The sequence below is a fragment of the Hymenobacter tenuis genome (genome assembly GCF_054780495.1).
In genome coordinates, this window is the sequence record NZ_BAAGWF010000008.1 from 130,033 (window position 1) to 156,631 (window position 26,599).

At 61.4% G+C, this 26,599-nt stretch carries 25 protein-coding genes; 20 read left to right on the forward strand and 5 right to left on the reverse strand.

Annotated features, from left to right (window positions below; translation table 11 throughout):
- Window position 1: 1 nt before the first annotated feature.
- The gene (locus ACYVGU_RS20690; RefSeq protein WP_460623630.1) at window positions 2-2,275 is read right to left on the reverse strand and encodes a heavy metal translocating P-type ATPase; all 2,274 of its coding nucleotides are present in this window, start codon (window positions 2,273-2,275) and stop codon (window positions 2-4) included.
- 379 nt (window positions 2,276-2,654) lie between these two features.
- Between ACYVGU_RS20690 and ACYVGU_RS20695 the strand changes: the two genes are divergently transcribed.
- From ACYVGU_RS20695 to ACYVGU_RS20780, 18 genes are all read left to right on the forward strand, one after another.
- Entirely contained in the window at window positions 2,655-3,134 is a 480-nt protein-coding gene (locus tag ACYVGU_RS20695; RefSeq protein WP_460623631.1) for a hypothetical protein, read from the forward strand.
- A gap of 132 nt (window positions 3,135-3,266) precedes the next feature.
- Window positions 3,267-3,398: a hypothetical protein gene (locus ACYVGU_RS20700; protein ID WP_261990102.1), complete on the forward strand. Its 132-nt coding sequence runs from the start codon at window positions 3,267-3,269 to the stop codon at window positions 3,396-3,398.
- Window positions 3,399-3,466: 68 nt separating this feature from the next.
- Window positions 3,467-4,414, forward strand: a complete 948-nt coding sequence (locus tag ACYVGU_RS20705; protein ID WP_460623632.1) for a heavy metal-binding domain-containing protein — start codon at window positions 3,467-3,469, stop codon at window positions 4,412-4,414.
- A 51-nt stretch (window positions 4,415-4,465) separates the two neighbouring features.
- The gene (locus ACYVGU_RS20710; RefSeq protein WP_460623633.1) at window positions 4,466-5,188 is read left to right on the forward strand and encodes a DUF305 domain-containing protein; all 723 of its coding nucleotides are present in this window, start codon (window positions 4,466-4,468) and stop codon (window positions 5,186-5,188) included.
- Between the two features lie 87 nt (window positions 5,189-5,275).
- Entirely contained in the window at window positions 5,276-5,833 is a 558-nt protein-coding gene (locus ACYVGU_RS20715) for a heavy metal-binding domain-containing protein (RefSeq protein WP_460623634.1), read from the forward strand.
- Between the two features lie 104 nt (window positions 5,834-5,937).
- Window positions 5,938-7,185, forward strand: a complete 1,248-nt coding sequence (locus ACYVGU_RS20720) for a TolC family protein (protein ID WP_460623635.1) — start codon at window positions 5,938-5,940, stop codon at window positions 7,183-7,185.
- Between the two features lie 12 nt (window positions 7,186-7,197).
- Window positions 7,198-7,827: a hypothetical protein gene (locus ACYVGU_RS20725; RefSeq protein WP_460623636.1), complete on the forward strand. Its 630-nt coding sequence runs from the start codon at window positions 7,198-7,200 to the stop codon at window positions 7,825-7,827.
- 12 nt (window positions 7,828-7,839) lie between these two features.
- Window positions 7,840-8,985, forward strand: coding sequence for an efflux RND transporter periplasmic adaptor subunit (locus tag ACYVGU_RS20730; protein ID WP_460623637.1), 1,146 nt, complete (start codon window positions 7,840-7,842; stop codon window positions 8,983-8,985).
- A gap of 34 nt (window positions 8,986-9,019) precedes the next feature.
- Window positions 9,020-9,529 (forward strand): YybH family protein, encoded by a 510-nt coding sequence (locus ACYVGU_RS20735; RefSeq protein ID WP_187317278.1) that lies wholly within the window; start codon window positions 9,020-9,022, stop codon window positions 9,527-9,529.
- A 103-nt stretch (window positions 9,530-9,632) separates the two neighbouring features.
- The gene (locus ACYVGU_RS20740) at window positions 9,633-12,854 is read left to right on the forward strand and encodes an efflux RND transporter permease subunit (protein ID WP_227610303.1); all 3,222 of its coding nucleotides are present in this window, start codon (window positions 9,633-9,635) and stop codon (window positions 12,852-12,854) included.
- Between the two features lie 3 nt (window positions 12,855-12,857).
- A complete protein-coding gene (locus ACYVGU_RS20745; RefSeq protein WP_227610304.1) occupies window positions 12,858-13,169 on the forward strand; it encodes a DUF6122 family protein in 312 nt (103 codons plus the stop codon).
- A 12-nt stretch (window positions 13,170-13,181) separates the two neighbouring features.
- The gene (locus ACYVGU_RS20750; protein ID WP_227610305.1) at window positions 13,182-13,811 is read left to right on the forward strand and encodes a helix-turn-helix transcriptional regulator; all 630 of its coding nucleotides are present in this window, start codon (window positions 13,182-13,184) and stop codon (window positions 13,809-13,811) included.
- Window positions 13,812-13,897: 86 nt separating this feature from the next.
- Window positions 13,898-14,233, forward strand: a complete 336-nt coding sequence (locus ACYVGU_RS20755) for a four-helix bundle copper-binding protein (protein ID WP_187317282.1) — start codon at window positions 13,898-13,900, stop codon at window positions 14,231-14,233.
- A 160-nt stretch (window positions 14,234-14,393) separates the two neighbouring features.
- Complete coding sequence (locus tag ACYVGU_RS20760) at window positions 14,394-15,038, forward strand: hypothetical protein (protein ID WP_227610306.1); 645 nt, start codon at window positions 14,394-14,396, stop codon at window positions 15,036-15,038.
- Between the two features lie 161 nt (window positions 15,039-15,199).
- Entirely contained in the window at window positions 15,200-15,406 is a 207-nt protein-coding gene (locus tag ACYVGU_RS20765) for a heavy-metal-associated domain-containing protein (protein WP_187317283.1), read from the forward strand.
- Between the two features lie 94 nt (window positions 15,407-15,500).
- The gene (locus ACYVGU_RS20770; protein WP_187317284.1) at window positions 15,501-15,698 is read left to right on the forward strand and encodes a hypothetical protein; all 198 of its coding nucleotides are present in this window, start codon (window positions 15,501-15,503) and stop codon (window positions 15,696-15,698) included.
- A 319-nt stretch (window positions 15,699-16,017) separates the two neighbouring features.
- Window positions 16,018-17,226 carry a DUF2231 domain-containing protein gene (locus ACYVGU_RS20775; RefSeq protein ID WP_460623639.1) on the forward strand — a complete coding sequence of 403 codons (1,209 nt, stop codon included), beginning with the start codon at window positions 16,018-16,020 and terminating at the stop codon, window positions 17,224-17,226.
- A gap of 6 nt (window positions 17,227-17,232) precedes the next feature.
- Window positions 17,233-19,635, forward strand: coding sequence for a copper resistance system multicopper oxidase (locus ACYVGU_RS20780; RefSeq protein ID WP_460623640.1), 2,403 nt, complete (start codon window positions 17,233-17,235; stop codon window positions 19,633-19,635).
- Between the two features lie 15 nt (window positions 19,636-19,650).
- Here the strand turns inward: ACYVGU_RS20780 and ACYVGU_RS20785 are convergent, their stop codons facing one another.
- A complete protein-coding gene (locus ACYVGU_RS20785; RefSeq protein ID WP_460623641.1) occupies window positions 19,651-20,577 on the reverse strand; it encodes a toxin-antitoxin system YwqK family antitoxin in 927 nt (308 codons plus the stop codon).
- 154 nt (window positions 20,578-20,731) lie between these two features.
- Between ACYVGU_RS20785 and ACYVGU_RS20790 the strand changes: the two genes are divergently transcribed.
- Both ACYVGU_RS20790 and ACYVGU_RS20795 read left to right on the forward strand, forming a co-directional pair.
- Window positions 20,732-21,412: a hypothetical protein gene (locus ACYVGU_RS20790; protein WP_460623642.1), complete on the forward strand. Its 681-nt coding sequence runs from the start codon at window positions 20,732-20,734 to the stop codon at window positions 21,410-21,412.
- A gap of 100 nt (window positions 21,413-21,512) precedes the next feature.
- Window positions 21,513-22,472, forward strand: coding sequence for a site-specific integrase (locus ACYVGU_RS20795; RefSeq protein ID WP_460623643.1), 960 nt, complete (start codon window positions 21,513-21,515; stop codon window positions 22,470-22,472).
- Between the two features lie 102 nt (window positions 22,473-22,574).
- Here the strand turns inward: ACYVGU_RS20795 and ACYVGU_RS20800 are convergent, their stop codons facing one another.
- From ACYVGU_RS20800 to ACYVGU_RS20810, 3 genes are read right to left on the reverse strand one after another with little or no spacing between them, the layout of a single operon-like run.
- Window positions 22,575-23,315, reverse strand: coding sequence for a DUF6602 domain-containing protein (locus ACYVGU_RS20800; RefSeq protein ID WP_187317289.1), 741 nt, complete (start codon window positions 23,313-23,315; stop codon window positions 22,575-22,577).
- Complete coding sequence (locus ACYVGU_RS20805; RefSeq protein ID WP_187317290.1) at window positions 23,312-25,450, reverse strand: ThiF family adenylyltransferase; 2,139 nt, start codon at window positions 25,448-25,450, stop codon at window positions 23,312-23,314. Before ACYVGU_RS20805 ends, ACYVGU_RS20800 begins: the two co-directional genes overlap by 4 nt.
- Entirely contained in the window at window positions 25,443-26,459 is a 1,017-nt protein-coding gene (locus ACYVGU_RS20810; protein ID WP_460623644.1) for a nucleotidyltransferase family protein, read from the reverse strand. The genes ACYVGU_RS20805 and ACYVGU_RS20810 overlap by 8 nt, the downstream gene beginning before the upstream one ends.
- Between the last annotated feature and the right edge of the window lie 140 nt (window positions 26,460-26,599).

Genomic DNA, 26,599 nt, shown 5'->3' on the forward strand with positions numbered 1-26,599 from the left:
CTTAGTTTTTAGCGGGGGAGAAGCTGCGCAGGCGCAGCGAGTTGGTAAGCACCGACACCGAGCTCAGGGCCATGGCCCCGGCCGCGAGCATGGGCGACAGCAGTAGCCCGAAGAAGGGGTACAGAAGTCCGGCCGCGATGGGGATGCCCAGCGTGTTGTAGATGAAGGCAAAAAACAGGTTCTGCTTGATGGTGCGAATGGTTTGGCGCGAGAGCTCAATGGCCGTGACCACGCCTTGCAAATCCGAGCGCATGAGCGTGATGCCGGCCGCTTCCATGGCGACGTCGGTGCCGCCGCCCATGGCCAGGCCGATGTCGGCCTGGGCCAGGGCTGGGGCGTCGTTGATGCCGTCGCCTACCATGGCCACGATGCGGCCCTCGGCCTGCAGCTCTTTCACCTTACCCGCTTTGCCGCTGGGCAGCACCTCGGCGAAGTAGCGCTTGATGCCCACTTGCCCGGCCACCTGGGCCGCCGTCTGGGGGTTGTCGCCGGTCATCATCACGACCTCAATGCCCATGGCCTGCAGCCGTTTAATGGCGGCGGCGGAGGTGTCGCGCACGGTATCGGCCACGCCGATGAGGCCCACGGCCTGCTTATTGACGGCGACGTACAGCACGGTCTTGGCCTGGCCTAGCAGCTCGTCGGCTTGCCGGCGCACGGTGGGAGAAAGAGTGATGCCGGCCTCATCGAGCAGGCGGAAGTTGCCGATGAGCACTGCCTGCCCATTCACGGACGCCTGCGCCCCCTTGCCTTCGATGGCCTGAAAACCGGTGGCGGGAATCGCCATGGCCTGCTGGGCATCGGCGTAGCGCACCACGGCTTCGGCCAGTGGGTGCTCACTCTGCCGTTCCACGGCCGCCACAACCTGCAGCAGCTGGCCCGCATCCTGTCCCTCGGCGGGGACAAAGTCGGTAACGGCTGGCTCGCCGCGGGTGATGGTGCCGGTTTTGTCGAGCAGCACGGTGTTTACCTGGTGGGCTTTTTCCAGCGCCTCAGCGTTGCGGATGAGCACTCCGTGCTCGGCCCCCTTGCCGGTGCTGACCATGATGGCCGTGGGCGTGGCCAGCCCCAGCGCGCAGGGACAGGCAATGATGAGCACGGCCACGAAGTTGACCAGGGCCAGCGGCAGACGGGCTTCCACGGGCGCCAAATCAAACCAGAGCACAAACGTCAGGATGGCAATGACGACTACCGTGGGCACGAAGATGGCGCTGACCTTGTCGGCCAGTCGCTGAATGGGGGCCCGGCTGCCCTGGGCGTCCTCCACTAGCTTCACGATTTGGGACAGCATGGTATCGGCGCCCACCTTCGTGACCTGAAAGCGGAAGGAGCCGGTCTTGTTGAGCGTGGCTCCGAATACGGGGTCCCCGGTTTTCTTCTCTACTGGCAGACTCTCGCCCGTCAGCATGGCCTCATCCACCGCAGAATTGCCTTCCTCGATAACGCCGTCGGTGGCCACCTTTTCACCGGGGCGCACCACGATGAGGTCGCCCAGCTGCACTTGCTCAATGGGCACGTCTACTTCCTGGCCATCGGGCCGCACTACCCGGGCCGTCTTGGCCTGCAAGCCCATCAGGGCCTTGATGGCCGCCGAGGTCTGGGTTTTGGCCCGCAGCTCCAGCACTTTGCCCAGCAGAATAAGCGCAATGATGGTAGCCGTGGTGTCGTAGTACACCTCGGGCATGATGCCCCGGCGCATAAACCAGCCCGGCACCACCGTGGCCGCCAGGCTGTAGAGAAACGCGGCGCCGGTGCCCACGGCAATGAGGGTGTCCATGTTGGCGGCCCGGTGCTTGAAACCGTTCCAGGCCGAGGTAAAGAACTCGCGCCCGCTGTAGAGCAGCACGGGCAGCGTGAGCAGAAGCAGGCCGTAGTTGAGCCACTGCATGTTCACGCGGGCCATCATCGCCGGCCAGAGCATGAGCATGCTCAGCGGCATGATGAGTATGGCCAGCCCCGTGGCCACCCAGAAGCGGCGCTTAAGTTTGGTATAAGCGAGAGCCTTTTGCTGGTCGATTTCCGCCTGCCGGTCGGCGGCTGACGTATCGGGGGCCCGCTCGGTGACGCCGTAGCCGGCCTTGACCACGGCCTCTTTTAAAGTTGCTGGAGAGGCCTGCGTCGGCAGGTAGTCGATGGTGGCTTTTTCGGTGGCGAAGTTCACCATGGCCCGCTGCACGCCGGGCGTGCGGGAAAGGGACTTCTCGACGAAGGACGCGCAAGAGGCGCAGGTCATGCCTTCGATGTCCAGGGTTTCGGTTTTGGTAGTTGGTTCCATAGAAATAAGCAGCTGTGGTGCTGCAGTGGGCCGGGCAACGCGCTGTTGTCCGGGTTAGAAAGCACAGTACAAAGGAACGGCGCTCCCGCGGCGGGGTTGGTACGGAATCTCACTTGAAACTTGCATAATTTGCACGTGGCGGGCCGGTAATGGATTTACATAATCCGGCCGCAGGCTTGCATAATTTTGCGCTGGCCGAATGGGACCGTTTCGGCTAATCGCCACTTAAAACACCCTGGTGGCCCTTTGCGGCCCTTTTTTTCAGGTTAAGCGGCCACCCGCCGGGACGGCCCGGAAACTCTTTATTTAGAAATGGGGTAAATAGGCGGTACCGCCTTTTCGTGGAGAAGTCTACTTTTGCGGTTGCTTAGCGCCTCTCATGTTCCGTAGCCTGTTCCCTTTCCGCCGTTTGCTGGCGACGAGCTTCCTGCTCGTCTTCGTCAACGTGTTCGTGGGCCAGTGCTACTGCGCGACCATCAACCCGGTGGCGGCCCCGGTGGCGAAAGCCCTTGCCGTTGAGAAGCCCGCCCACCCGGGCTGTCATGGCCACGGCAAAGCCACGGCCCCGCAGAAGTCAACGAAGGCCAAGCACGACCATGCCCGGCACAGCTCCAAGCCCGCGGGCCAGGATGACTGCTGCAAGGACAACTCGGCCGCTATTCTTAAGTCGCTGGCGACGCCCGGCGAAAAACAGCTGCTGGCGTCCGCGCCGGCCCTGCTGCCAGCCAGCAGTGACTTCTTTTTCCGGCCCGCGGCCGGCGAGTGGGACCGCACGCACTCGGTCGTTCTGGTGCTCCGCGAGCACCTGCCCCCCAAAATACCCGACATCCGAATCTTTATTCAGTCCCTGACGGTCTGATTGATTTGACGTGCCCAAGGCTCGCCCTGGCATAGCGCTGCTATGTCCGGGGCGGGCCTTTGCGTTGTCGTGTCCGCCCGGCGCCCGGTTGCGCCCCCCTCCCTCATCTTCCTGGTTTTACCCCGCCCAACAATGAAGAGTTGTTGCGAAGAAGCCGGCGCCCCCGCTCGCAAAGGACCGGTTCGCCGCCTGCTTTCCTACCTGCTCTACGCCGTGGTCGCCGCCGTGCTGGGCTTCGTGCTCTGGCAGCAGTGGCAGGCCTAACGCCGCGCCGAGAGCCCCCGGGCCAGCTGATTCCAGCGCCCTTACCTGTTCAACCCTATTCCCTTTTTATGTACCGCATACCGCTTTCCCTGCTGGCCTTGGCCAGCATCCTTACCGTCACCAGCTGCTCGTCCGAATCGGAGTCCAGCAAAACCACCGACACCGTCACCACGCCCACCAACGGCCCGGCCGAAGGCACCGCCGAGCACGGCGGCGGGCACACCTACGCCTGCCCCATGCACCCCGAGGTCACCAGCACCAAGGAGGGCGAAAAGTGCCCCAAGTGCGGCATGAACCTGGAGCACAACGACAAGGTGGCCAACGGCAAAACCTACGAGATGAAGCTCGTGCCCACGCCCACGCAGGTGACGGCCGGGCAGCCCACCACCCTGGCCTTCACCCCCGTGGAAACGGGCAAGGGCTCAGCCCCTGTGCCGCTGGACGTGGTGCACGAGAAGAAGATTCACCTCATCATCGTTTCTAAAGACCTGGGCCAGTTCTACCACGAGCACCCCGAGTACACGGCGGCCGGCGACTACAAGGTGCAGTACACCTTCCCCAAGGGCGGCAAGTACGTGCTGTTTCAGGACTATACGCCCACCGGCGCGGGCCACCAGCTGGGGCGCCAGCCCCTCACGGTAAAGGGCGCGGCCTATGCCCCGGTCAGGTTTAAAAACGACGACATGCAGTGGGAAAAGGACGGCTACAAGGCCACGCTTGCCTTTGATAAAGATTTGAAGGTGGGCCAGCTGCTGGGCATGAAAATCACCATCAGCAAAGGCGGCCAGCCGGTCACGGACCTGGCCAACTACCTCGGGGCCTTGGGCCACGTGGTGGTCATCAGCGAGGACACCGAGCAGTACCTGCACGTGCACCCCAACGACCAGGCCGACAAGGGCCCCAACATCGGCTTCAACACCAACTTCGAAAAGCCCGGCCTCTACCGCGTCTTCCTGCAGTTTAACCACGCCGGCAAGATTCACACCGGGGACTTCACTGTCAACGTGAAGGCCTAATTCCGCCCCTGTTTCCTTCTTTCATTTTTTCCACTAACCCCAACCAAACCCATGAAAAAGTCCGCTTTTTTCCTCGCCGCCCTCTGCTCGGGCTCCCTGCTGGTAGCCTCGTGCAGCAGCGACAAAACCGCTGATACCACGGTGACGACCACCGAAACGACCACTCCAGACGCCAATGCTTCCGGCGACATGGCCGGCATGGACCATTCCAAAATGGCCGATGGCAGCATGGCCGGTGACTCGCCGCTGATGGCCTCGATGAACGACATGATGGGCAAGATGAGCGCCATGAAAATGAAAGGCAACACTGACCACGACTTTGCCCACCACATGCTGGAGCACCACAAGGGCGCCGTGGCCATGGCCGACATCCAGCTGCGTGACGGCAAAGACGCCACCATGCGCCAGATGGCCGAGAAAATCAAGGCCGACCAGCTCAAGGAAATCACCGAGCTCGAAGCCGTGGCCACCCGCCTGGACAGCGCCCCCACCAACTACAAGCCCAACGACCCCGCCGACCCCTTCACCAGCAAGATGAAGGCCTCGATGGACGGCATGATGCAGAACATGCCCAAGCCCGTGGCTAACCCGGACATGAACTTCAACATGCTCATGACGGTGCACCACCAAAGCGCCGTGGACATGGCCAAAGCCGAGCTGGCCCACGGCAAGGACACCAAGCTCAAGGAAATGGCGCAGATGATGATTACAGCCCAGGAGAAGGAAATCGCGGATTTCAAGGCCTGGCACGACAAGAACACCGACAAGATGTAATTCCCTATGGGGCAGGCCACGCCGCCGGCTGGCGGTAACGTCCTGCCCCTTTACACCCATTCTCCCTAACCCGTTTTCTCGTTTCCCATGAAGATTGTAAAGATTTCGTTTGTTGCCGCTGCGCTTTTCGCCCTCGCTCCCCTGGCCTCGCAGGCCCAGCACGCCCACGGCGCGGGCGCCGCGGACAAGCACATCGCCCCCGGCGAAACCCACGCCCACGCCTCGCCGCACGGCGGCATGGTGCGTTCGGCCAAGCCTTACCACATGGAGCTGGTGCAGCAGCCTACCGAGCTGCGCATCTACCTGCTGGGCGACAAGATGGCCGCCGTACCAAACAAGACCCTCACCGGCTCGGTGATGGTGCAAACCACCGACAACAAGACGGCCACCGTGCCGCTGACGGCTGGCGGCACCGACTACGTGGTGGCCAAGCTGCCCGCCGGCGCCAAAGCCCGCACCGCCATCGTGAGCCTGAAAAACGGCGAGCAGGCGCTGAACGTGCGCTTCGACAAGCTGGACACGGCCGCCAAAGCCGGTAAGTCCGTGTCGGCTGCCTACACCTGCCCCATGAACTGCGAAGGCTCGGCCAGCGACAAGCCCGGCAGCTGCCCCAAGTGCGGCATGGCCCTGGTCAAAAAAGCCTAGGCGGAGCCTGTTTTTCGGACGCCGTGCGTCCGGGCCCTTCTCCGTCTTGGGTCGTCTGCTGCTGCAACGGCGGGCGGCCCTTTGGCTGGCATTAACCTGATTATATGAAGTATCTGAAAATGACAAATGGCGGGCGTTGGCTGCTGGTGCTCGCTCTGGTGCTGCGCGGCCTGAGCCCGGACGCAGTGCGCGCGCAAACGGTCGTGAGCCTGGACAGCGCCGAAACCCAGACCCTGCGCCGCCACCCCCGGCTGCGGCAGTCGGACCGGGAGATTGAGGAGCAGCGCGCCCTCAAGCGCGGCTCGTTTGCCCCCGCCAACCCGGACCTTCTATTCTCAGCCCCCACGGGCGAGATGTGGGCCCCGGGCGTGGTGCAGACCATCGACCTGCCCAATGTGTATCGCCAGCAGTCCCGCGTGGCACAGGCGGGCATCACCCTGGCCGAGCGCAACCGCGACGTGAGCCGGGCCAGCGTATTGCGCGACACCCGCCTGGCGTATCTCTCCTTGCAATTCGCTGAGGCCCAGGTGCGGCAGCTCACCTACCAGGACAGCCTGTTTCGGGTGCTGCGCCTGGCCACCGAGCGCCTGTTCACGGCCGGCGAAGTCACCTCGCTGCAGCGCATCAGCACCGACGCCGAAGCCCGGCAGGTGAGTGTGCAGCTGCAGCAAGCCACCGCCGACCGGCAGGCCGCCCAGCGCCGCCTGGGGCTCCTGCTAGGACGGCCCAACGAAGCCCTGGCTACCAGCACCGACTTGGGCCGCACCGGCGCGGAGCTGGCCCAGACGGGCACAGCCCTGCTCGCGGGCCTGCCCGCCGAAGACAGCTCGGCCCTGGTGCGCAGCCCCACGCTGGCCGCCGCCGCCCAGAACGTGGCCCTGAGCCAGTCGGGCATCAGCCTAGTTCGGGCCCGCCGCACCCCGGCGCTCACGGTGGGCTATCAGAACCAGGCCTTTGAGAACTCTGCCATCAAGTACCGCTTTCAGTTCGGGTTGTCGGTGCCCATCTGGTTCTGGACCTACCGTTCCCAGCTGCAGGCCGCCACGGCCCGCTCCCAGGCCGCCAGCTACCAGCTGCAGGCCCAGCGCCTGGAGCTCAGTTCCCAGTACCAGCAGGCGCTGGCCGATACGCGCAAGTTTTCGGCCTCGCTGGGCTACTACGAGCAAACCGGCCTGCCCCAGTCGCGGGCCATCATCAGCCAGTCCCAGCGCCTGTTCCGGGCGGGGGAAGTGAGTTACCTGCAGCTCATTTTGAGCCTAAACCAGGCCTTTGCCATCCAGAATACCTACCTGACCACCATCCGCGACTACCGCCAGGCTTTGGTCGAGCTTAACTACCTGCGGGGCGAATAACCGTCAACCATCATGAAACAACTCCTGATTTTGCTGCTGGGCCTGCTGCTGGGCGGCACGGCCTACGCCCACGGGGGCGAGGACCACGGCGACGGACCCAAAGCGGGCACGGCCGCGGGCGCGACGTCGTTTTCGGTGGCTGCGCTCTCGGAACAGTTCGAGGCGCTGCTGCGCTACGAGCCGCTGGAAGGGGGGCAGCCCGCCGATTTGCGCCTGTTCCTCTCCGACTACGCCACCAACGCCCCCATCAAAGGGGCAAAGCTTACGCTCACCACCCCGGAAGACGCCAACCTGAAGTGGGCGGTGACCGAGCAGGAGCCGGGCGTGTACTTGGTGGAAGGCCAGTTCCCCGCCAACAAGGCCTACAGCTTCGCCCTGAACGTCGTGGCCGGCGAGACGGCCGACCTGCTGCTGCTCGAAGGCATCAAGGTAGGCGAGAAGCTGCCCGTAGCAGCTACGGCCCCCGCCGCCGCCACGTCGCTTTTCTCGTCCTGGAAGACCATTTTGGCTCTGGTCGGCGCCTTTGTGCTGGGCATCGGCCTGACGGCCCTGCTCATGCGGCGCCGGCGCCAGCCCGCGGAGCCCGCGCTGCAGACCTCGGAGCAGGCGTTGACCGCCAGCCGCCGCACCCCCTTTCCTTAATGCTACTCCGATATGAAAACCAAGCATAAATTCCTGGCGGCCACGGCCGCCGCGGGACTGGTCCTGACGGTACTACTCCCGCCCCCCGGCCTGGTGCAGGCCCACGGGGGCGAGGACCACGGCGGCGAGGCCAAGGCCAGCACCGGCGTGGCTTCCACCGACGAGGTGCTGCTGCCCAAGGAAAGCCAGTTCCTGTTCGAGGTCCGCACTTCGCTGGCCGCTTTCTCCACCACCTACAGCCGGGCCACGCTCTACGGCACGGTATCGGCCGCGGCTGGTGGCGAAGGCCGCGTGGTGGTGCCCCAAACCGGGCGCATCGTGAGTCTCGCTGCCCAGGTGGGCAAGACCGTACGCGCCGGGCAGACGCTGGCCGTCATCGAGCAAACGCTCGACGCCACCCAGCAAATCGGGCTCAGCACCGAGCGGGCTAATGCCCAGGCCGAGCTGCGGGCGGCTCAGCAGGACTACGCCCGCCTGCAAAGCATCGCCGACATCGCCGCCCGCAAGGACGTGGTGGCCGCCGAGCTGCGCCTGCGCCAGGCCCGCCAAAACGCCAGTATCCAGAACGGCCAGGCCGGCCAGCGCCGCGTGTCCATCACCTCACCGGTGAGCGGCACCGTGGACGTGTTCAATCTCGCCGTAGGCCAACAGGTCAACCAGGGCGACGAGCTGTTCCGGGTCATCAACCCCGGCAAGCTGCGGGTGGAAGCTCAGGTGTTCGCCCAGGATTTGGCCAAAGTGACGCCCGGGGCCCGGTTTCGGGTCGAAGGCTTGCAGGGCCAGGCCGGGGTACCCGCCAGTCTCGTGGTATTCTCGAACGTGGTCAACCCCGTCAACCAGGCCCGCCAGCTGGTACTGGAGCTCGACGCCCAGGAGGGCAGCGCCTACCGGGCCGGTCAGGCTGTAAATGTGCAGGTAGTGGGGCAGACCGGCGGCGGCACCCCGCAGCTGGTGGTGCCCACTTCGGCCATTACCGATTTGAATGGCAAACCGGTGGTGTTCGTGCACACCGAGCCCGAGCGGTTCAAGATTCGCTTCGTGCAGCCCGGCGCCGTCAATGGCCAGCAAACGGTGCTGGTGCAGGGCCAAGTCAACGAAAACGACCGGGTGGTGACCACCGGCACCTACCAGCTCAAATCCATTTACCTCAATCAATAGGTACCGCTCCGCGGTGACTGCTTCCTCCCTCCCCATGAAAAACCTCTTTGCTCCCGTGGTGCTGACCGCCACGCTTTCACTTGCCACTGCCAGCGTGCAAGCTCAGACGGCCCCGGCCGCCAGCTCCGCCGACGAGGCCGCCGTGAAAGCGGTGCTGACCAAGTACCAGCAGGCCGTGCAAAAGCTCGATACCACGGGCACCGCCCGCCTGTTCACGGCCAACTCCCAGGTGTTCGAGTCGGGTGGGGTGGAAGGCACCTACCGGCACTACGCCGAGCACCACCTGGCCCCGGAGCTGAGCGAGTTCAGTGCTTTCACCTTCAGCGATTACAAAGCCGCTGTGCAGGTAGACGGTCCCTACGCCTTCGCGACGGAAACCTACACCTACACCATCAACCTCAAGAAAGACCCCAAGGAGAAAGAGGCCAAGGCGCCCATCGTGCGCCGCGGGGTGGCCACGTCCGTGCTGCGCAAAAACGCCGCCGGTCAGTGGCAAATCATGAGCACTCATACCTCGGCCCGCACTCCCCGCGTCAAAAAATAAGCTGTTCGGCGGGCCTGGGCGACTGCCCGGTTCGCTGCCTATTCCGGGAGGAGAGGGGCCCCACCCGGCCGCTCTCGCTTCTTCCTCTTTGCGCTAACCACCGATGCTAGACAAGATAATTCGCTTTGCCCTGCAGAACCGCCTGCTCATGCTGGCTTTTGCCGTGGGACTGCTCATTGCGGGTAGCTACACCGCAAATCAACTACCCGTGGACGTGCTGCCCGACCTGGACCGCCCCCGCGTGACGGTTTTCCTGGAAGCGCCGGGCATGGCCCCCGAAGAAGTGGAAGCCTTGGTGACGCTGCCCGTGGAAACGGCCCTGAACGGGGCCACGGGCGTGTCGGCCGTGCGCTCCAACTCGGCCATCGGCTTGGGCATGGTGTTCGTGGAATTCGACTACGGCACCGACATCTTCACCGCCCGCCAGATAGTTAGCGAGAAGCTGCAAACCACTGGCGAGCAACTGCCCCAGGGCGTTACGCCGGTACTGGGCCCCATTTCCTCGGTCATGGGGCAAATAATGCTGGTCGGGCTGTCGGGTGGAAAGGAGACGAACGCCGCTGACCTGCGCACCCTGGCCAACTACACCGTGCGCCAGCGCCTGCTCTCCATCCCCGGCGTGGCCCAGGTCATTCCCATCGGCGGCGACAACCTGCAGTACCAGGTGCTGCTGGATATGCCCCGCCTGAACGCCACCGGCTTGACCGTGAACCAGGTGGAAGAAGCCCTGCGCCAGTCCAACCTGAACACCACCGGCAACTTCTTCGACCGCAACGGCTCGGAAGTGCTGATTCGCAACCTGGGCCGCCTGCGCTCGGTCACCGATATCGAGAACATCATCGTCGGCTACCGCGAGCAGTCGCCTATCCGCGTAGCGGACGTTGCCAAGGTAGAGTTCGGGGCCCGCTTCAAGCGCGGCGACGGCAGCGTGAATGGAAAGCCGGCCGTGATTCTGAGCATCGAGAAGCAGCCCGGCGCCGCTACCGTGGGCTTGACTGAAGCCGTAGAAAAAGCCCTGGTGGAGCTCAAGCCCTCCCTGCCGAAGGACGTGCAAGTGAACACGCGCCTGTTCAAGCAGTCGGAGTTTATCGAGTCCTCTATCAGCAATGTGGAGGAAGCCCTGCGCGACGGGGCCATTCTGGTCGTCATCGTGCTGTTTGCCTTTCTGCTGAACGTGCGCACTACGTTCATCTCGCTGGTGGCCATTCCGCTGTCCTTGCTGGTCACGGCGCTGGTGTTTCGCTTTGCCGGCATTAGCATCAACACCATGACGCTCGGCGGCCTGGCCATTGCCATCGGCGAGCTGGTCGACGACGCCATCGTGGACGTGGAAAACGTGTACCGCCGCCTGCGCGAAAATAAGCAGAGGGCGAACCCACAGCCGGTTCTGAAAGTCATTTACGCGGCCAGCTCCGAGGTGCGCAACTCCATTGTGTACGCCACCATCATCGTGGTGCTGGTGTTCCTGCCGCTGTTTGCGCTGGAAGGCATGGAGGGCCGCATTTTCGCGCCGCTGGGCATTGCCTACATCACCAGCATTGTGGCCTCGCTGTTCGTCTCGCTGACCGTGACCCCGGTACTGTGCTACTACCTGCTGCCCAAGATGAAGCAGATGGACCACCCCGAAACGGATGGGGGATTGGTGCGCTGGCTGAAGAAAAAGGACACCCGCCTGCTGGGCTGGGGGCTCAAGCACCCTAAAGCCGTACTTGGGGTGACCGGGGTGATGTTCGTGGCGGCTATGGCGCTGATTCCCTTCTTTGGCACGGAGTTCCTACCACCTTTCAATGAAGGGTCATTGACGGTCAACTTCTCGGCCCCCGCCGGCACCTCCTTGACGGAATCCAACCGCCTGGGTAGCCTGGGCGAAGCGCAGATGCTCAAGATACCGGAGGTGGCCTACACCGCCCGCCGCACCGGCCGCGCCGAGCTGGACGAGCACGCCGAGTCGGTAAACAACTCGGAAATTGAGGTGGCTTTCAAAACCGAGGAGGAGCTGGAAAAAGAGGGCAAAACCATGCGTAGCCGCGACGAAATCCTGGCTGATATGCGGGAGAAGCTCAGCCTGATTACCGGCGTGAACGTCAACATTGGTCAGCCCATTTCCCACCGCCTCGACCACCTGCTCTCGGGCGTGCGGGCCCAGGTGGCCATCAAGGTGTTCGGCAACGACCTACTGGAGTTGCGCCGCTACGCCAACGAGGTGCGCACGGCCGCCGGCACCGTGCCCGGCGTGGTGGACCTGCAGGTCGAAAAGCAGGTGCAGATTCCGCAGCTGCTCATCCGCCCCAAGGACGACGCCCTGCGCGCCTACGGCATGGCCCGCGGCGAAGTGGTGCGCGACCTCGAAACCCTGTTTCAGGGGGCAGTAGTATCGCAGATGCTCGACGGGCAGAAGCGCTTCGACTTGGTGGTGAAGCTGCCCGAGCAGCAGCGCAACGACATTGCCGCCATCGGCCAGACCCGCATCGAAACGCCCAGCGGCGCCATGATTCCCGTGAGCCAGGTGGCCGACATCGTCTACGAACCGGGCCCGAACACCGTCAACCACGAAAACACCCAACGCCGGATTACCATCTCGCTGAACGTGGCCGAGCGCGACCTGGGCTCCACGGTCAAGGAAATTCAGGCTAAGGTGAATTCGCAGGTGAAGCTGCCACCCGGCTACTACCTCACCTACGGCGGGCAGTTCGAGAGCCAGCAGTCGGCCTCGCAGAAGATTCTCTGGCTGAGCTTGTTTTCGCTGGCCGGCATTTTCCTGGTGCTGTTCTCGCACTTCAAGTCCAGCTACATGGTGGGACAGATTATGCTCAACATTCCGCTGGCCCTCATCGGCTCGGTGGTGGCGGTGCTGCTCACCGGCGGCACGTTCAGCATTGCCTCGCTGGTGGGCTTCATTACCCTCACCGGCATTGCCTCGCGCAACGGCATCATGATGATTTCGCACTATATCCACCTCGTGGAGCACGAAGGGGAGAAGTTCGGCATCCCGATGATTATCCGCGGCTCCTTGGAGCGGCTGGTGCCCGTGCTGATGACGGCCCTGGTAGCGGCCCTGGCCCTGGTGCCGCTCACGCTGGCCAAGGACGCGCCGGGCAAGGAAATCCTCTACCCGGTAGCCACCGTCATCCTCGGCGGCCTGCTTTCCTCCACCTTCCTCGATATCATCGTGACGCCGGTGGTGTTCTGGCTGGTAGGGGAGAAGGCCCTCGCGCAATACTTCGCCTCGCACCAGGAAACGGGTTTGGACGACCACCCGCAGGAGCTCGACGCGCAGCCGCTGACGCCGCCCTCGGATTTGAATCCGGTGCTGCCCACCCGCTAGGCCATGATGCACGCCTTTTTGCACATCACGGTGCCCGGGCTGTATGCCCTGGCCTTTCACCGCCCCCACTGGCGGCGGATTTGGGCGGTGCTGGCCGCTGCCCTGCTGCTGGACCTGGACCACTTATGGGCCACGCCCTTCTATGACCCGAACCGCTGCAGCATCAACTTCCACACCTTTCACACCTACTGGGCCATCGGCGGCTACGCGCTGCTCTTGCTGCCCGCCCGCACGCGCATCTGGGCCGTGGGCTTTCTGCTGCACATGGTGCTGGACTACACCGAATGCTGGCAGCGCGGCATTTACCTGCCTTAATCTTTCTTGCTAATGCCCAATAGCCCCGATTCTGCTTTGCCCACCACCGTGCTTTACATCAAGCACATGGTGTGCGCGCGCGGTATTCGGGTAGTGCGGCAGGAGCTGGAAGGGCTGGGCTTGCAGGTACTCGACGTGCGCCTGGGCGCCGCCACGGTAGCGGGCACGGCCGAAGAGCTCGACTGGCCCCGCCTGCGGGCCACGCTGGAAGCGGCCCGGTTTGCGCTGCTCGAAACCTTCCACCAAACCCTGGTGGAACGGGTCAGTGTGGCGGTGAACCGCCTGCTGCGCGAGCCCGGCGAAAGCCTGCGTCACCGGGCCTTTGGGGCGGCAGTAGCCCAGGAACTGGGCCTGACGTACGGGCAGCTGAGTGCGGCCTATGCCCGCTTGGTGGGCGATAAGACGCTGGCGGCCTACATCCTCAGCCAGCGCCTGGCCTATGCGCAGGAGCTACTGACTTCGTCTTCCCTGAGCGTGGGCCGCATTTCCCGGCGCCTGGGGTACGCCAGCCTTGCGCACTTCTCCGGCCAGTTCCGGCGCCTGGCCCGCTGCTCGCCTTCCGCGTATCGCCGCCTGCTGCGGGCCGAAATGATTCCAGTAGTGAGCGAGGAGGCCCCAAATCATGCAAGGGAAGGAGAGTAATATGTAAAACCGTAGGCCACAGAGCAGGTATACTTAGGCAGCGACCCGGTTGGGTTGTCTGGTTCGTTCACCTACACCCATTTCCCATGCATACCCAAAACCAAAGCCTGCTCGACGCCCTCAATGCCTGTATCGCCGCCTGTGAGCATTGCGCCACGGCCTGCCTGCAGGAAGACAACGTGAAGATGATGGCCCGCTGCGTGCTGTTGGACCGCGACTGCGCCGACATCTGCGCCCTCACGGCCCGCTTCACCGCCCGCGGCTCGGAGCACGCCGCCCATCTGCTGCGCGAGTGCGCTGAAATCTGCAAAGCCTGCGCCGACGAGTGCGAGAAGCACGGAGCTCATTCCGAGCACTGCCGCGAGTGCGCTGAGGCGTGCCGCCGCTGCGAGCAGGCCTGCCGTCAGGGCATTGCCGCTTAATTATTCCGGAAACCATGTGAAGCCAGCCCGTCACGTACGGGCTGGCTTTTTCGTGGGCAACGGCGGGAAATTATGCTGTTTCGCGGCCTAATTCTGTACGCCTGTCCTGAGCGACGCCCCTACTTTTACGGGGTCGTTTACCCCCTCAACCGCCCTGCTGATGACGATGGCTCCCGCCCTGCGCAAATTCATGCTCACCGCTCACATCACCTTTTCGGTGGGCTGGCTGGGTGCGGTGGCCGTGTTTCTGGCCCTGGCCATCACCGGCCTGACCAGTTCCGACGCGCTGCTGGTGCGCACGGCTTACCTGGCCATGGGGCTGAGCGGCTGGTTTGTCATCGTGCCCTCCAGCCTGGGCTCATTGGCCACCGGCGTGGTGCAGGCATTGGGCACACCCTGGGGCTTGTTCAAGCACTACTGGGTCCTGGTCAAGCTGGTGCTCACGGTGGGCGCCACGCTGCTGTTGCTGCTGCACATGCAGCCCGTTACCTACCTGGCCGAGGTAGCCGCGAAAACCAACCTCTCGGCAAACGACCTGCGGGGGCTGCGCCTGCAGCTACTGGCCGATGCAGCTGCCGCGCTGGTGGTCCTGCTGGCGGCTACGGCCATTTCAGTGTACAAGCCCTGGGGGCGCATTGGCAAGTGGCGGCAGCAACAGCAGGCTCACGCCCAGGCTGTGGCCGCGGGCCACGCAACTGCGCTGCCGATGCCTTGGGGCCGCTATTTGCTCGTCGCCGGGCTGGTACTGTTGCTGCTCTTTGTCGTAGGCAAACACCTGTTAAACGGGGGCATGGGTCACCATTAAAGCGCGGCCTGCGCCGTTGCAACGAGGGCTGTCGGTGGAATAGCAGCTACAAATCATGCAAGCCTGAAGCCTAATTCTGTACCCCTTCCCGGGCACGTGCCGCTACTTTTGGGTGTTTTAATCCCGAACCCGCCCACCAAGGGCGCCACGCATTTACTCCCATGAAAACGCTCCATTTCAACACCAACATTAACTGCGGCGGCTGCATCAAAGCCGTAACGCCCACCCTCAATGGCGAGAAGGGCATCACTTCCTGGCAGGTCGACACGGCCAACCCCAACAAAGTGCTGACCGTGACCGGTGACGTGACCGAAGAGCAGGTGTTAGCCCTGGTGGAGGATGCCGGCTTCAAGGCTACCAAGGCCTAACTTCTCTTTTGAGTGCTACCCACGACGTACGGACCGTGGCTTCTTGAACGACCCCGCGGCCGTACCGGCGGGCCCATCTTAACCAGTAGAACCGATGAAACGCAAGATGATGATGTTCGGCGCCGCGGCGCTGCTCTCCGGCGGCGCCCTGTTTGGCTTCACCAGCCCCACAGCCACCGCGGCTGACTGCCCACTGAAGGGAACCCCCGATTGCCCGCTGGTGCAAAACTGTGCCCAGGCCGGCACTCCGGCCTGCACGGCGGGAGCTCCTAGCTGCTGCGCCGCTAAGTAAGCTACCCGATGCTGCTATAAAACGCCTGGCCCTGTGGCCGGGCGTTTTTCGTTTAGGCACCCCTTGAGCGGCCTGCAGCCAGGACTGAGGCACCTACTCAGCTACCGTGGTGCTTGAAATTATGCAACCGTGCGGCCCTTTGCGTATAAACATTGTCGCGGTTTGACTACGTATGGTACCCAACAGGGAAAGCATTGACCACTTGGCTAGGACCAGTGGTTGGCGCGGCCTCTCCATTACCCATTGGGATTTGCCCTGGCGCTGCTGCTTGCGGTGAGCCGGGGTTTTTCCGTGTACCGGCCTTATTCAATTCGGCTCTATGTTTTCAGATTTTCCCAATCTGCACCCCCTGGTGGTGCACCTTCCCATCGTCCTTATTATGCTGGCCGCGGCATTGCAGGCCCTGCTGGTATTCAAGGACTGGCCCCAGGTGCGCTGGATTGCGCTGGCGGTAATGGCCGGGGGCTTCGCCGGGGCGGTGGCGGCCAGCACGGTGTTTCATGCCATGCCCCTGGGCTTGTCACCCCAGGCAGCGGCGGTATTCGCGGCTCACGAACAGTTTGCCAGCTACACCACCTGGCTCTCGGGCATCACGCTGCTGTTGGCCGGCATCGGGTTTTACTTCAAAGTGCAGCGCCGGGCCTACGAGGTGCTGGTGCTGGTGGCGGCGGTGGCGGCGGCCGGCGCGCTTTCCGTGGCCGGGCACCGGGGCGCGCAGCTGGTGTATGTGGAGGGCGTGGGGCCTAAGGGCAACCTACTCGACAAAAGCCACGGCCACGGCGGGGAAGAAGAGATGCCCGGCATGGACATGCCACCTTCCGATGCGGATGCTCATAATGAGGAGCCCAGCACAACCGACGGTACTCGCCAACCAGCGGGCACGATGCCGGACAACGCCGAATCCGGAATGGAGGGCATGAACATGGACCCCAAGGCTGTTCAGCCAGGCCAGCGCCGTCAACCCCAGGGTCAGATGGAAGGTATGAACATGCCCAATCAACCGCGGGGCGGCCAATCGCAGCCGGCACCGGCCGGTAGGGCCGCGCGGCCGGGGACCATGGCGGATATGCCGGGGATGAACATGCCCGGCATGGGCACGCCGCGCTCCTCTGCCCAAACGCCCGGCCGCAAAGCGCAGCCCGCTCCAATGGACATGGGCAACATGCCGGGCATGGACATGGGGCCCACCCGCCCGAAAAACACGTCCCGGAATCAGCCTGCCATGGGCAATATGGGCACGATGAAGGGCATGGAGAACATGCCCGGCATGCAGCCCGCCGGCGGTCAAAAGCCCGGCGCAACTCGCCAACAACCGAACGACATGTCGGGAATGCCGGGCATGAAAAAGGGCGAGTCCATGCCCGGCATGGGCGATATGAAGGGGATGGACATGAAAAGCAAGGATGGAAAAGGCATGGATATGAAAGGCGCCGGGACAATGCCGGGCATGGCTATGCCCAGCCCGATGGACAAGTACCGCTTCGAGGACAACAACCCGGCGCGCACCCAACCCAAAAGCAATAACTAAGTGACGATGCGAGTAATCTTTCTGCTGGCTGCGCTGCTGGCCACCCTGCCCGCCTGGGCCCAGAGCATGCCGGGCATGCGCATGGGCAAGGGCACCGAGCCTCACCTAACCCAGTCCGCGCCCCCGGCCGCCGAGTTGCAGGGCAAAATCGTGACGCCCCGCTCCGGCTACGTGGGCAAAAGGGTGGAGTACGACTTATACGTCGACGAGCGCCTGGTCAACTTCACCGGTCGCACCCGCCGGGCCATCGGCATCAACGGCCAGATTCCGGCCCCCACGCTCACCTTCAACGAGGGCGACACCGCGGTGATTCGGGTGCACAACCAGATGCACATGGAAACTTCCATTCACTGGCACGGCATCCTGCTGCCCAACGAGCAGGACGGCGTGCCCTACCTCAACACGGCCCCGGTCGAGCCCGGCGGCACCCACACGTTCGTGTTCCCCCTGATTCAGAGCGGCACTTACTGGTACCACTCCCACACCATGCTGCAGGAGCAGGACGGCGTGTACGGCTCCATCGTCATCCACCCCAAGCGGATTCCCTACGAGATGAAGGAGTACGTGCTGGTGCTCTCCGACTGGACCGACCACCAATCCAAGGAAGTGCTGCGCTACCTCAAGCGCACGGGCGAGTGGTTTGCCGTACAGAAGGGCGCCACCCAGAGCTACGGGGAGGCCCTGGCCGCCGGCTACTTCAAGGACAAGCTCAAGCAGGAGTGGGGCCGCATGCCGGCCATGGACCTGACCGACATCTACTACAACAAATTCCTCACCAACGGGCAGGAAAAGGGCTATTTCAAAGACGCTAAGCCCGGGGAGGTGGTGCGGCTGCGCGTCATCAACGGCAGCGCCTCCTCGTACTTTTTCCTGCAGTACGCCGGCGGCCCCATGCAGGTCATCGCCGCCGACGGCATCAACGTGGAACCCTTCCCGGTCAACAAGCTCGAAATTGCCACGGCCGAAACCTACGACCTGCTGGTCACGGTGCCCGCCATGGGCGCGGCCGAGTTTCGGGCCACGGCCAACGACATCACGGGCTACACCTCCACCTACATCGGGGAGGGTGAGCCGATGAAAGCGCCGGACTTGCCCCGCATCAACTACTTCCAGATGATGCGCGAAATGGGCAGCATGGGCAACATGAGCGGCATGGACATGGGCGGGGCCGGCATGACCAAGCAGCAGGGCGGTGGGGAAATGAACGGCATGGACATGTCGGACCAGAAGCCGGCCAGTGGCTCGCCGATGCCGGGCATGGACATGCAGCACGGCACGGCGCCCGCTACCACGGCCCCCTCGCCGCAGAACCGGCCCGCGAATGCCCAGGAAAAAGCCGGCAAAAGCATGGGCACCATGCAGGACATGAGCGGCATGTCGGGCATGGACATGGGGGGCATGGCCGGGATGGGCAGCATGGGCGGCAGCGCCGGCGACTTCAACTACAACATGCTGCGGGCCCTGAACCCCACCACGCTGGACTCGACCAAGCAGTGGCGGGAAATAAACCTGACCCTGACCGGCAACATGCTGCGCTACGTGTGGTCGTTCGACAACAAGACCCTGTCCGAGGCCGACAAGATTCCCATCCGCAAGGGCGAGAACGTGCGCATGACCTTCACCAACACCACCATGATGCGCCACCCCCTGCACCTGCACGGGCACTTTTTCCGGCTCGTCAATGCCCAGGGCGCCTACTCGCCGATGAAGCACACCTTCGACATTCAGTCCATGGGCAAGGTCACCATCGAGTTCGACGCCAACGAGGAGCAGGACTGGTTTTTCCACTGCCACATCCTCTACCACATGATGGCCGGCATGGCCCGCATCGTGAGCTACGAGGGCACCCCGCAGAACCAGTACGCCCGCACCGACTACAAGGAGCTGAAAAAGGAAGATAACCGGCCCTACCTCTGGGCCGACCTGATGGCGCACTCGCAGGGCGCTTTTCTGGAAACCACCCTCTCCAACAACCGCAACGCGCTGGAATTTGAGGGCCGCGTGAACTACCAGGGCAACTTCGAAACCGAAACCCACCTGCTGCGCTACCTCGACAACCGGCAGTTTCTCGCTGCCTTCGTCGGCTTTGACTACCGCAACAACCGCACGCTGCTGGCGGAAGGGGAGCGGAACACCAAAAACAACCGGCGGGTGTTCGACGTGGGCCTGTACTACCTGCTGCCGCTGCTCGTGCGCTCGGAGCTGCGCCTGGACAGCAACGGCAAGGTGCGCCTGCAGCTGGAGCGCACGGACCTGCCCCTGAGCAACAACTTCTTCGCCGACCTACTGGTGAACACCGACCGCGAGTACAACGTGGCCTTTCGCTACATGGTCAGCAAGTACGTGTCCTTGAGCACCAACTACGACAGCGACTACAAGTGGGGCGCCGGCCTGACGCTCCACTATTAACGGGCAGCCGGCTTCCTACTTGCAGGTTTGCACCAGCGCCGTCACGCTCAACGTCGCCGTGGCGTCGGTGGTGTAGTTATCGTTGTTCACGCACACGTAGAGCCGGCGGATGCCGGGCGGCAGGCTGATGGGACGGGTTTCCTGGGGGGTGTTGGACGCCACGCGCAGGCAGTTCTTCACGTCCTTGATGTAGCCTTTCGTGTCTAGAAACTGCTGCGCCGACGCTTCGTCGGGCGTGATGTACCAGTGGCATTTGGTGCTCACGGTGGGCGGCGCATTGTTGCCCTGCTTCGTGAGGGCCGTAGCCGCCGTGGTTAGTAGGGCGGGCGCGGACATGCCGCCCGTCCCGACGACGCCCGCCAGGGCCAGGGCCGTGGACCACGACACCGGGGGCTGGCCTTCGTCGCGCACATCCAGCTTGTAGACGATGCCCACCGTGCCTTCGGGAATATCCACGGTGAAGACCTTGCGGCTGATGTGCATGCAGTTGCTGCAGTGAATGGAGGCGGTACTCAGCGGCAACGCCTCCTGCATGACCGACTTGCACTTGATTTCCCGTCCATCGTCGCGCCAGCTGCGAAAGTCGGATTGCTGCACGCCGTTGACGTACGTGCCCTTAAAGCTAACCTGGCCGTTTTCGTGCCAGCCGCAACACAGTCCGGTGGGCTTGTCGGGGGCTTCGCTGGCCATCTTGCCTTCCCACTGCTTTTTCCAGGACGGATAAAAGTAGTCCCGCACCGTGCCAATGGTTTTGCCAGCGTCGTCGTGCCGGGCAATGCGGGCGTAGGCCACTTCCTCCAGCGTTTCGGTGCGTTCCCAGTCCCGGTCGAAGTATACTGTATCGGCGGGCGGCAGCGAAACCGCGGCGGGCTTGGGTCGCTGGGCGAGCGTGGGAATGCTGACAATCAGAAGTAGAAATTGAAGAATGTAAAGTTTTGCCATAGAGACTTTGCTATTAGAATAAGCGGAAGGGCGGTCGGTAAAAGTACTAACTAGATGCTTTTACACTAATTAATGCCGCCCAATAAAATGGTCAGTAGCTGGCCACGTATTTTGGTAGGCTAATTCCACCCCCTATTACCCTTTACTTGCGCTCATGCTACACGCTACTACCCCTCCAGACAAGAATGATGCTTTCGTTACCAAGCTACTTGATAAGTTGAAGGCTGAGTTCGAACCCGAGTTGGTACCTATACGGCCGGAGCCTTATGCCAAATCGCTAAACTGCTTTGCCAATGTTATGGAAAAGGTGAAGCGGGATGGCGGGCGAATTCACTACGGATGGGCTATCCACAAAACAACTATCCTGTGCGAAGCGGAAAGGCATGCGGTCTGGGAAGATGAGCAGGAAGAGTTCACGGACATCACCCCAACTGAAGTGCAGGCCGAACACACGCTTTTCGTTTCAGACCACGAAGGGTTCGAGTATACCGGCCAAGACACGGACAATGTGCGAATCAACATCACCGGCAACCCAGTGGTAGACGATTTCATTCGAGTTAACGAAACGCTTTCCAAGATTCACGCCTACGGTACGCGAGCAGATGACATGTACATGCAACTTCCTGACGCTGCCATGGAGCTTCACCAATACTACGACGCGTTGAAAAATGTCTTGCAGGGATTCATTTACATGGGCGGTACGCCCAAGAAGCATTGTCTGTGCAAAGGACCTGACCGCTACAGAAACTGTCACGGCAAAAGTATTGGCCCACGCATCAAAGCAGACCTGCGACAGCTCAAGACTATTCTAGGTGAACCAGGCCGCTCGGCATAGGCCATCAATAAGGTATGATAAGTCTTAGTTATCATACCTTATTTACTACTTTTGGGAAACGCTCCGTTTTCGTGTTTTCACACCTTATATATAGGCTGCCGTGAGCTCCGTCCCCGTCATTCCCTCATTGCCCGCTTCCGCCGGTCTGGCGCACCTGACCGAACACACGACTCGGTATGTCGAAGCCGGCCTGCAAGGAGCACCAAACACGGCCCGGGCTTATGCTGGTGACTGGCGCCGCTTCACCGAGTGGTGCACCGCCCATGGGCAGGTGGCGCTGCCGGCGTCGGTGGATACGCTCGCGGGTTTTGTGACCCACCTGGCCGAAGCGGGCAATAAGGTGTCGACCATTCAGCGCAGCTGCGCGGCCATCAGCAAGGCCCATGCGCTCCGGGACCTGGCCTCGCCTACGGATGACAAGAAATTCAAGGTGCTCATGGACGGCATCAGCCGGGTGAAAGGCGTCCGGCAAAAGCAGGCCCCGGCGTTCTCGCTGGCCAGCTTCAAGCGCACCCTCAAGCACCTCGACGCGACCACGCCAGCGGGCTTGCGCGATAAGGTGATTTTGCTGCTGGGCTTCACCGGCGCCTTCCGGCGGTCGGAGCTGTCGGCGCTAGACCTGGACGACTTGACGTTTTCCGAGGACGGGCTCACCATCAACCTCAAACGCAGCAAGACCAACCAGCTGGGGGAAGCGGAAGAAAAGGCCATTTTCTACTCGCCGGACCCCACCCTGTGCCCCATTCGCACGCTGCAGGCTTGGCTACGGTTGCTAGAACGCACGTCGGGACCGATTCTGGTCTCATTCCGCAAGGGCAGCCGGCTCACAGACCGGCGGCTGACCGATGTGCACCTCAACAAAATTGTGCAGCGGCACCTGGGCCCGAAGTTTACAGCTCACTCGCTACGGGCTTCCTTCGTGACGGTGGCCAAGCTCAACGGCGCCGACGATAGCGAGGTGATGAACCAGACAAAGCACAAGACGAGTGAAATGATTCGCCGTTATACACGCCTCGATAATGTGCGCCAACACAATGCCGCTCAAAAGTTAGGTCTGTAATTCTCAAATTAACACTAGCTAATAGTTCAGACACTAGTACATCCCCACCGGTGGAAGGAAGTATTGTATAGCCCAGACGTGGTAGTTGCTACTTGAAAATTGCTACATCGACTCGAGGGCCCGAGCATATTTCTCGATATCAATTGCAGGAACGGTGCCTAGTTTTTGAAGCCTGGACAAGAGCTTTAGGAAGAAATAAATTAACGCTTCTTCAGGAGTGCTGATTTCCCTAATGTTGTCCGCATCCGCATTATAATGGATGTTAAAGCCTCCTTTATCCAGCACACACCCGATATCAATGTGACTACGGGAGTCAAGACTATCAATTACATTAATGAACGGTTCACCAAATGCCTCACTCCATGTTGAATCCAAGCTTAGCATGCCGCCGATGATATTGAAATGCTCGCGCGGCTCTTGGATACAACCATCAGCGTGATATACGGGGGCATTAGTACGGGTGAGCAATCGTACTGATTTTATCTTCTCACCCGCATATTCCAGCGTCTTCTTATCGAAGTTTTGTTTGACTTCAAACACAGCATACACGCTTTCCGCTGGAATGTGGTCCATGCCATTCACGGTCCACACGAAAGGGGAGTACTGCCGGTCATGAATCACTAAATCTATCTGGTGACTCATGAAGCCATTATGGTCTACCACGAATGCCTTACTGACACAGTACCGTTTCGGCAGGTACTCCTGGAGCCAGGAGCGCCAACTCTCTTCAGTTACGTCGCCCATTGAGGGTGCATGGGCAACGAGTTGGCGGTTGGTGGTTAGTTTGAGAGACATCTGCTTCTGCAGACTATTGAAGGCAGCTTTTAAGTCGAAATGGTTCATGCTGGGGACTGACTATAATTGTGGAGCTTGCCTTTGTGTTGGACGAAAAAATGGGGCACCACCTGATGCTGTTTGGTTTGGGCGATGAGTAGCAGTGGGGTACTGGCTCGCACCTGAGGGTGGGCCGCCAGTCGGGCAATGGTGGCTTTATCCGTTGAGCTAGGCTGGGAAGGACCATCCGGGTGCGAGTGCCAATCGCCGAGGTATTGCAGTTGCTCGGGTAGTGCTTGCAACTGCCGGTTAATGCAGGCCGGGTCAGGAGCGAATGAGGCAGGGGAATTCTTGAATTTGGTCGGAATAATAATTCGGCTGACGATGGCGCAACCACCGTCTTCCGAATAATTTCCTACCAGCACCCCTCCAAACTCTTTCGGATGATGCAGCAGGGTTAGTTGTTTAATTTGCTCTAGGCACTCGCCGGTGATAACCAGCCGCAGACCTAGCTGATTTTGAGTGTAATGCTGGTCGGCGCTAACCTGGATGCCACGACCCGGCACATGGTGCAAGCTGAAGGTGCGGAATGATTTTCTTTGACGGGCCATTTCGGCTAATTCACTAACAGCAAGTCCAACCATTGCTTCGATATTGGCGCCGGCCGCCCGGAACGTAGGATGCCAACACCCTGCCCCTTCGCGAAACTCAGGATAGGCGGGTCGGCCCACATGAGCCAATAACTGCTCGCGCCGCTCCTGCAGAGAGCATTCGTCACCCCCAGCTACTGCAATCAATTCTTCGGCTCCTTCCGTGACGGAGATATGAACGACCCGGGTAGCTGGCACGGCGTGATGGAGCGTGGTGAGCACCTCATTGTTGGCGGAGCAGTCGAATATCAGGTCGTATTTATCCAGCCATGCGGTGGTTTTCGCCCAGTTGTGGGCCCCGGGCGCGGTGTTCGGTATGCTGTCGTGTATTTGGACTGAGACGTAGGGAGAAAGAGCTTGCAGGTGCTGCTGCAGGGCCAAGCTTTTGGCCGCGCCGGCATCCCGGAACCGGTAGCGGCTTCGGCAAATGTTACCTGGCGCAACCAAGTCTGATTCAGCAAAATCTAGTTTTCGCTGGCCACCCCTCACCAAGGTTTCTGCTATGCAGCTGCCTATTGCGCCAACACCAATAATTAGAACTCGACTACCAACAAGCGCTTCCGTCAGTTGCCCACGCCCAAAGAAGCGAGAGTAGGCGGCATTGCTAGCTTCACCCCAGACCAGTCTTTGCTTGCTCAAAGCCTCAAAACGGCTTCGAACGGCGAAGGTCGATGAGTCCCGCCGAAGCAGACTGAGGGGGAGAAACAAAGTGTCCCACGTTATTTCCTGCCCACCGCTGCCCGGTATTGGGTAGCCGACAGCGAGCATGAATCGGTTGCCCAAGGTAATTGGCGACTGACGACGAAACCCGTGGTCCAATCCTAGCTGACGCAACTGCGTGTAGAAGTCTTCCGGTAGCAACGGCAATAGGTCCTTCCAGTGTTCGACACGCAGCTTGTGCCGCAGGACGGGCTCCTGGCTCAGCAATGTCCACATGCCAGCGTAACGGGCCTGCTGAGCGTTGGCAGCCCACCGAGCTGCAACATTGCCTAAGCCGGAACCAAGAAAAGCAGGCGCTTGTGTGGGCAGGTCAACGGCGGTATTGGCGGGGCGAAGCAGTGAATAAGCAAACGTGCCGCTTTGCTGGGTGGCGAAACGGTCCGCAGTATTGTCCGTGGGTTCCTCGTCGAACAGGAGATGGCCGCATTTGGCTCCGCGAATGGGAATATACTCGTAGTGCTCGTCAATTTCCTCCTGCACGTAATACCGCGTCAGCCAGCCGTGCAGCTGCTGTATTTCCTGCGCCAGGCGAGTAGGCAGATGGTTGATGGTGGGAGTGGTCAGACAGAGAAAACCGCCGTGCAGCGGGAGCTTGGCAACGCCTTGGTGCGCGTAGCCCACTATTTCTTTGGGCCAAAACAATACTTCTCCCTGCGGGTAGGCTTCGGGCACGTGCACGGTGAAATGCACGGGGCCTTTGGCCGTTTCTACCCTGATGCCACCGACGTGCCGGGCTGGAGCCGCTTCGAATACGAAGGGCTCCAGCAAGGTTACGTTGGGTTCAGCTGCGAAGAACGTGTTGAAGAACCGTGTATCCGCAACGTTATCAACCATAGGTAGTAGCGGGATAGGTGGTCTGCTTCACGGCCGCGTTTTGCTCGTAGCGGCTGGATGCCTTTGCGGGTTCCTTGTCCTTGGGCTTATCCTCGCAGGGGAACTTGGGATTGACCGGGAAATAGAATTTGAGCTTATTACTGTCGGCCTCAATCTGTTTCAGTGCCCGCTTCATTTCCTTGGCCAGCTTCTTTTTCTGACGGTCGGTGAGGCTGTTGGTGACGTTGTTGCCGGAGTTGCCGGGGTCAAGCAGGTTGATGGTTTCGATGTTGTCCCTGATGAACTCCATCGTAAGCTTCAGCCGGTCCCACCGGCCGCTGGGCACGTTGGCTTCCCCCTTATCGTCGAACGACTTGATGGTAAGCAATTCCAACAGAAACGACTTTAGCTTGGTGAAGTGCTCGAATTTCCAAGCCTTCAATAGCTTGACCGTTTCGCGCTCTTTCTTCCGGCCCTTGATGTGGTCGATTTGCTTGGCGATGTTGGTTTTCATGCGGCCCGACGAGTCCTCGTCGTTGAGGCATAAGTTCAGGTCGAAGCAGCTCGTGTCATCGTCGCTGATGCGCCGGCCAGGCGTGATGTCGAAGTTGAGTACCTCGTCGTCGACCAAGAAGAACAAGCCGACCGAGACCTTTTGGGCCCGCACTTCGGTAAGGTCGCCTACTTCGTCGCTGAACTCGTCGCTTTCGAGGTATTCCAACACGTCGTCGTACATCACCCGCAGGGTGGTGAAGGCGCTGCGCTTAAAGTTCACGCACAAGTCCATGTCAAACTTGATGTTGATGGCCGTGTGCTTGGCGTAGGAGCCCGAATGCTGAATGCAGCGGATGTTGCTACCGAATTTGTTTTCCAGCGCGGCCTGCACCTTGTCGCGCTTTTTGCGGTAGCGGTCAGCCAGGCTTTCGTTATCCTCAACCAGGTCTTCTTCCAGGTTGATGCCGTAGGAGCGGTGCACGCAACCTAGGTAATCGTTCTTGTTTAAGTCCGCCATAACGGTTTTAATGGGCATGTAAGGGGTGGCCTCCTTCCGCAACAGGGCTGCAGAGGGTGGTAGCAGTAGCCCGGCGCCACTACGGTAGTAAGGGTGTTGTTAAACAAATAGGGTAAAACCTCCGACTCGGCCCTACGCCGGTTTGCTTGGCGGCTGCC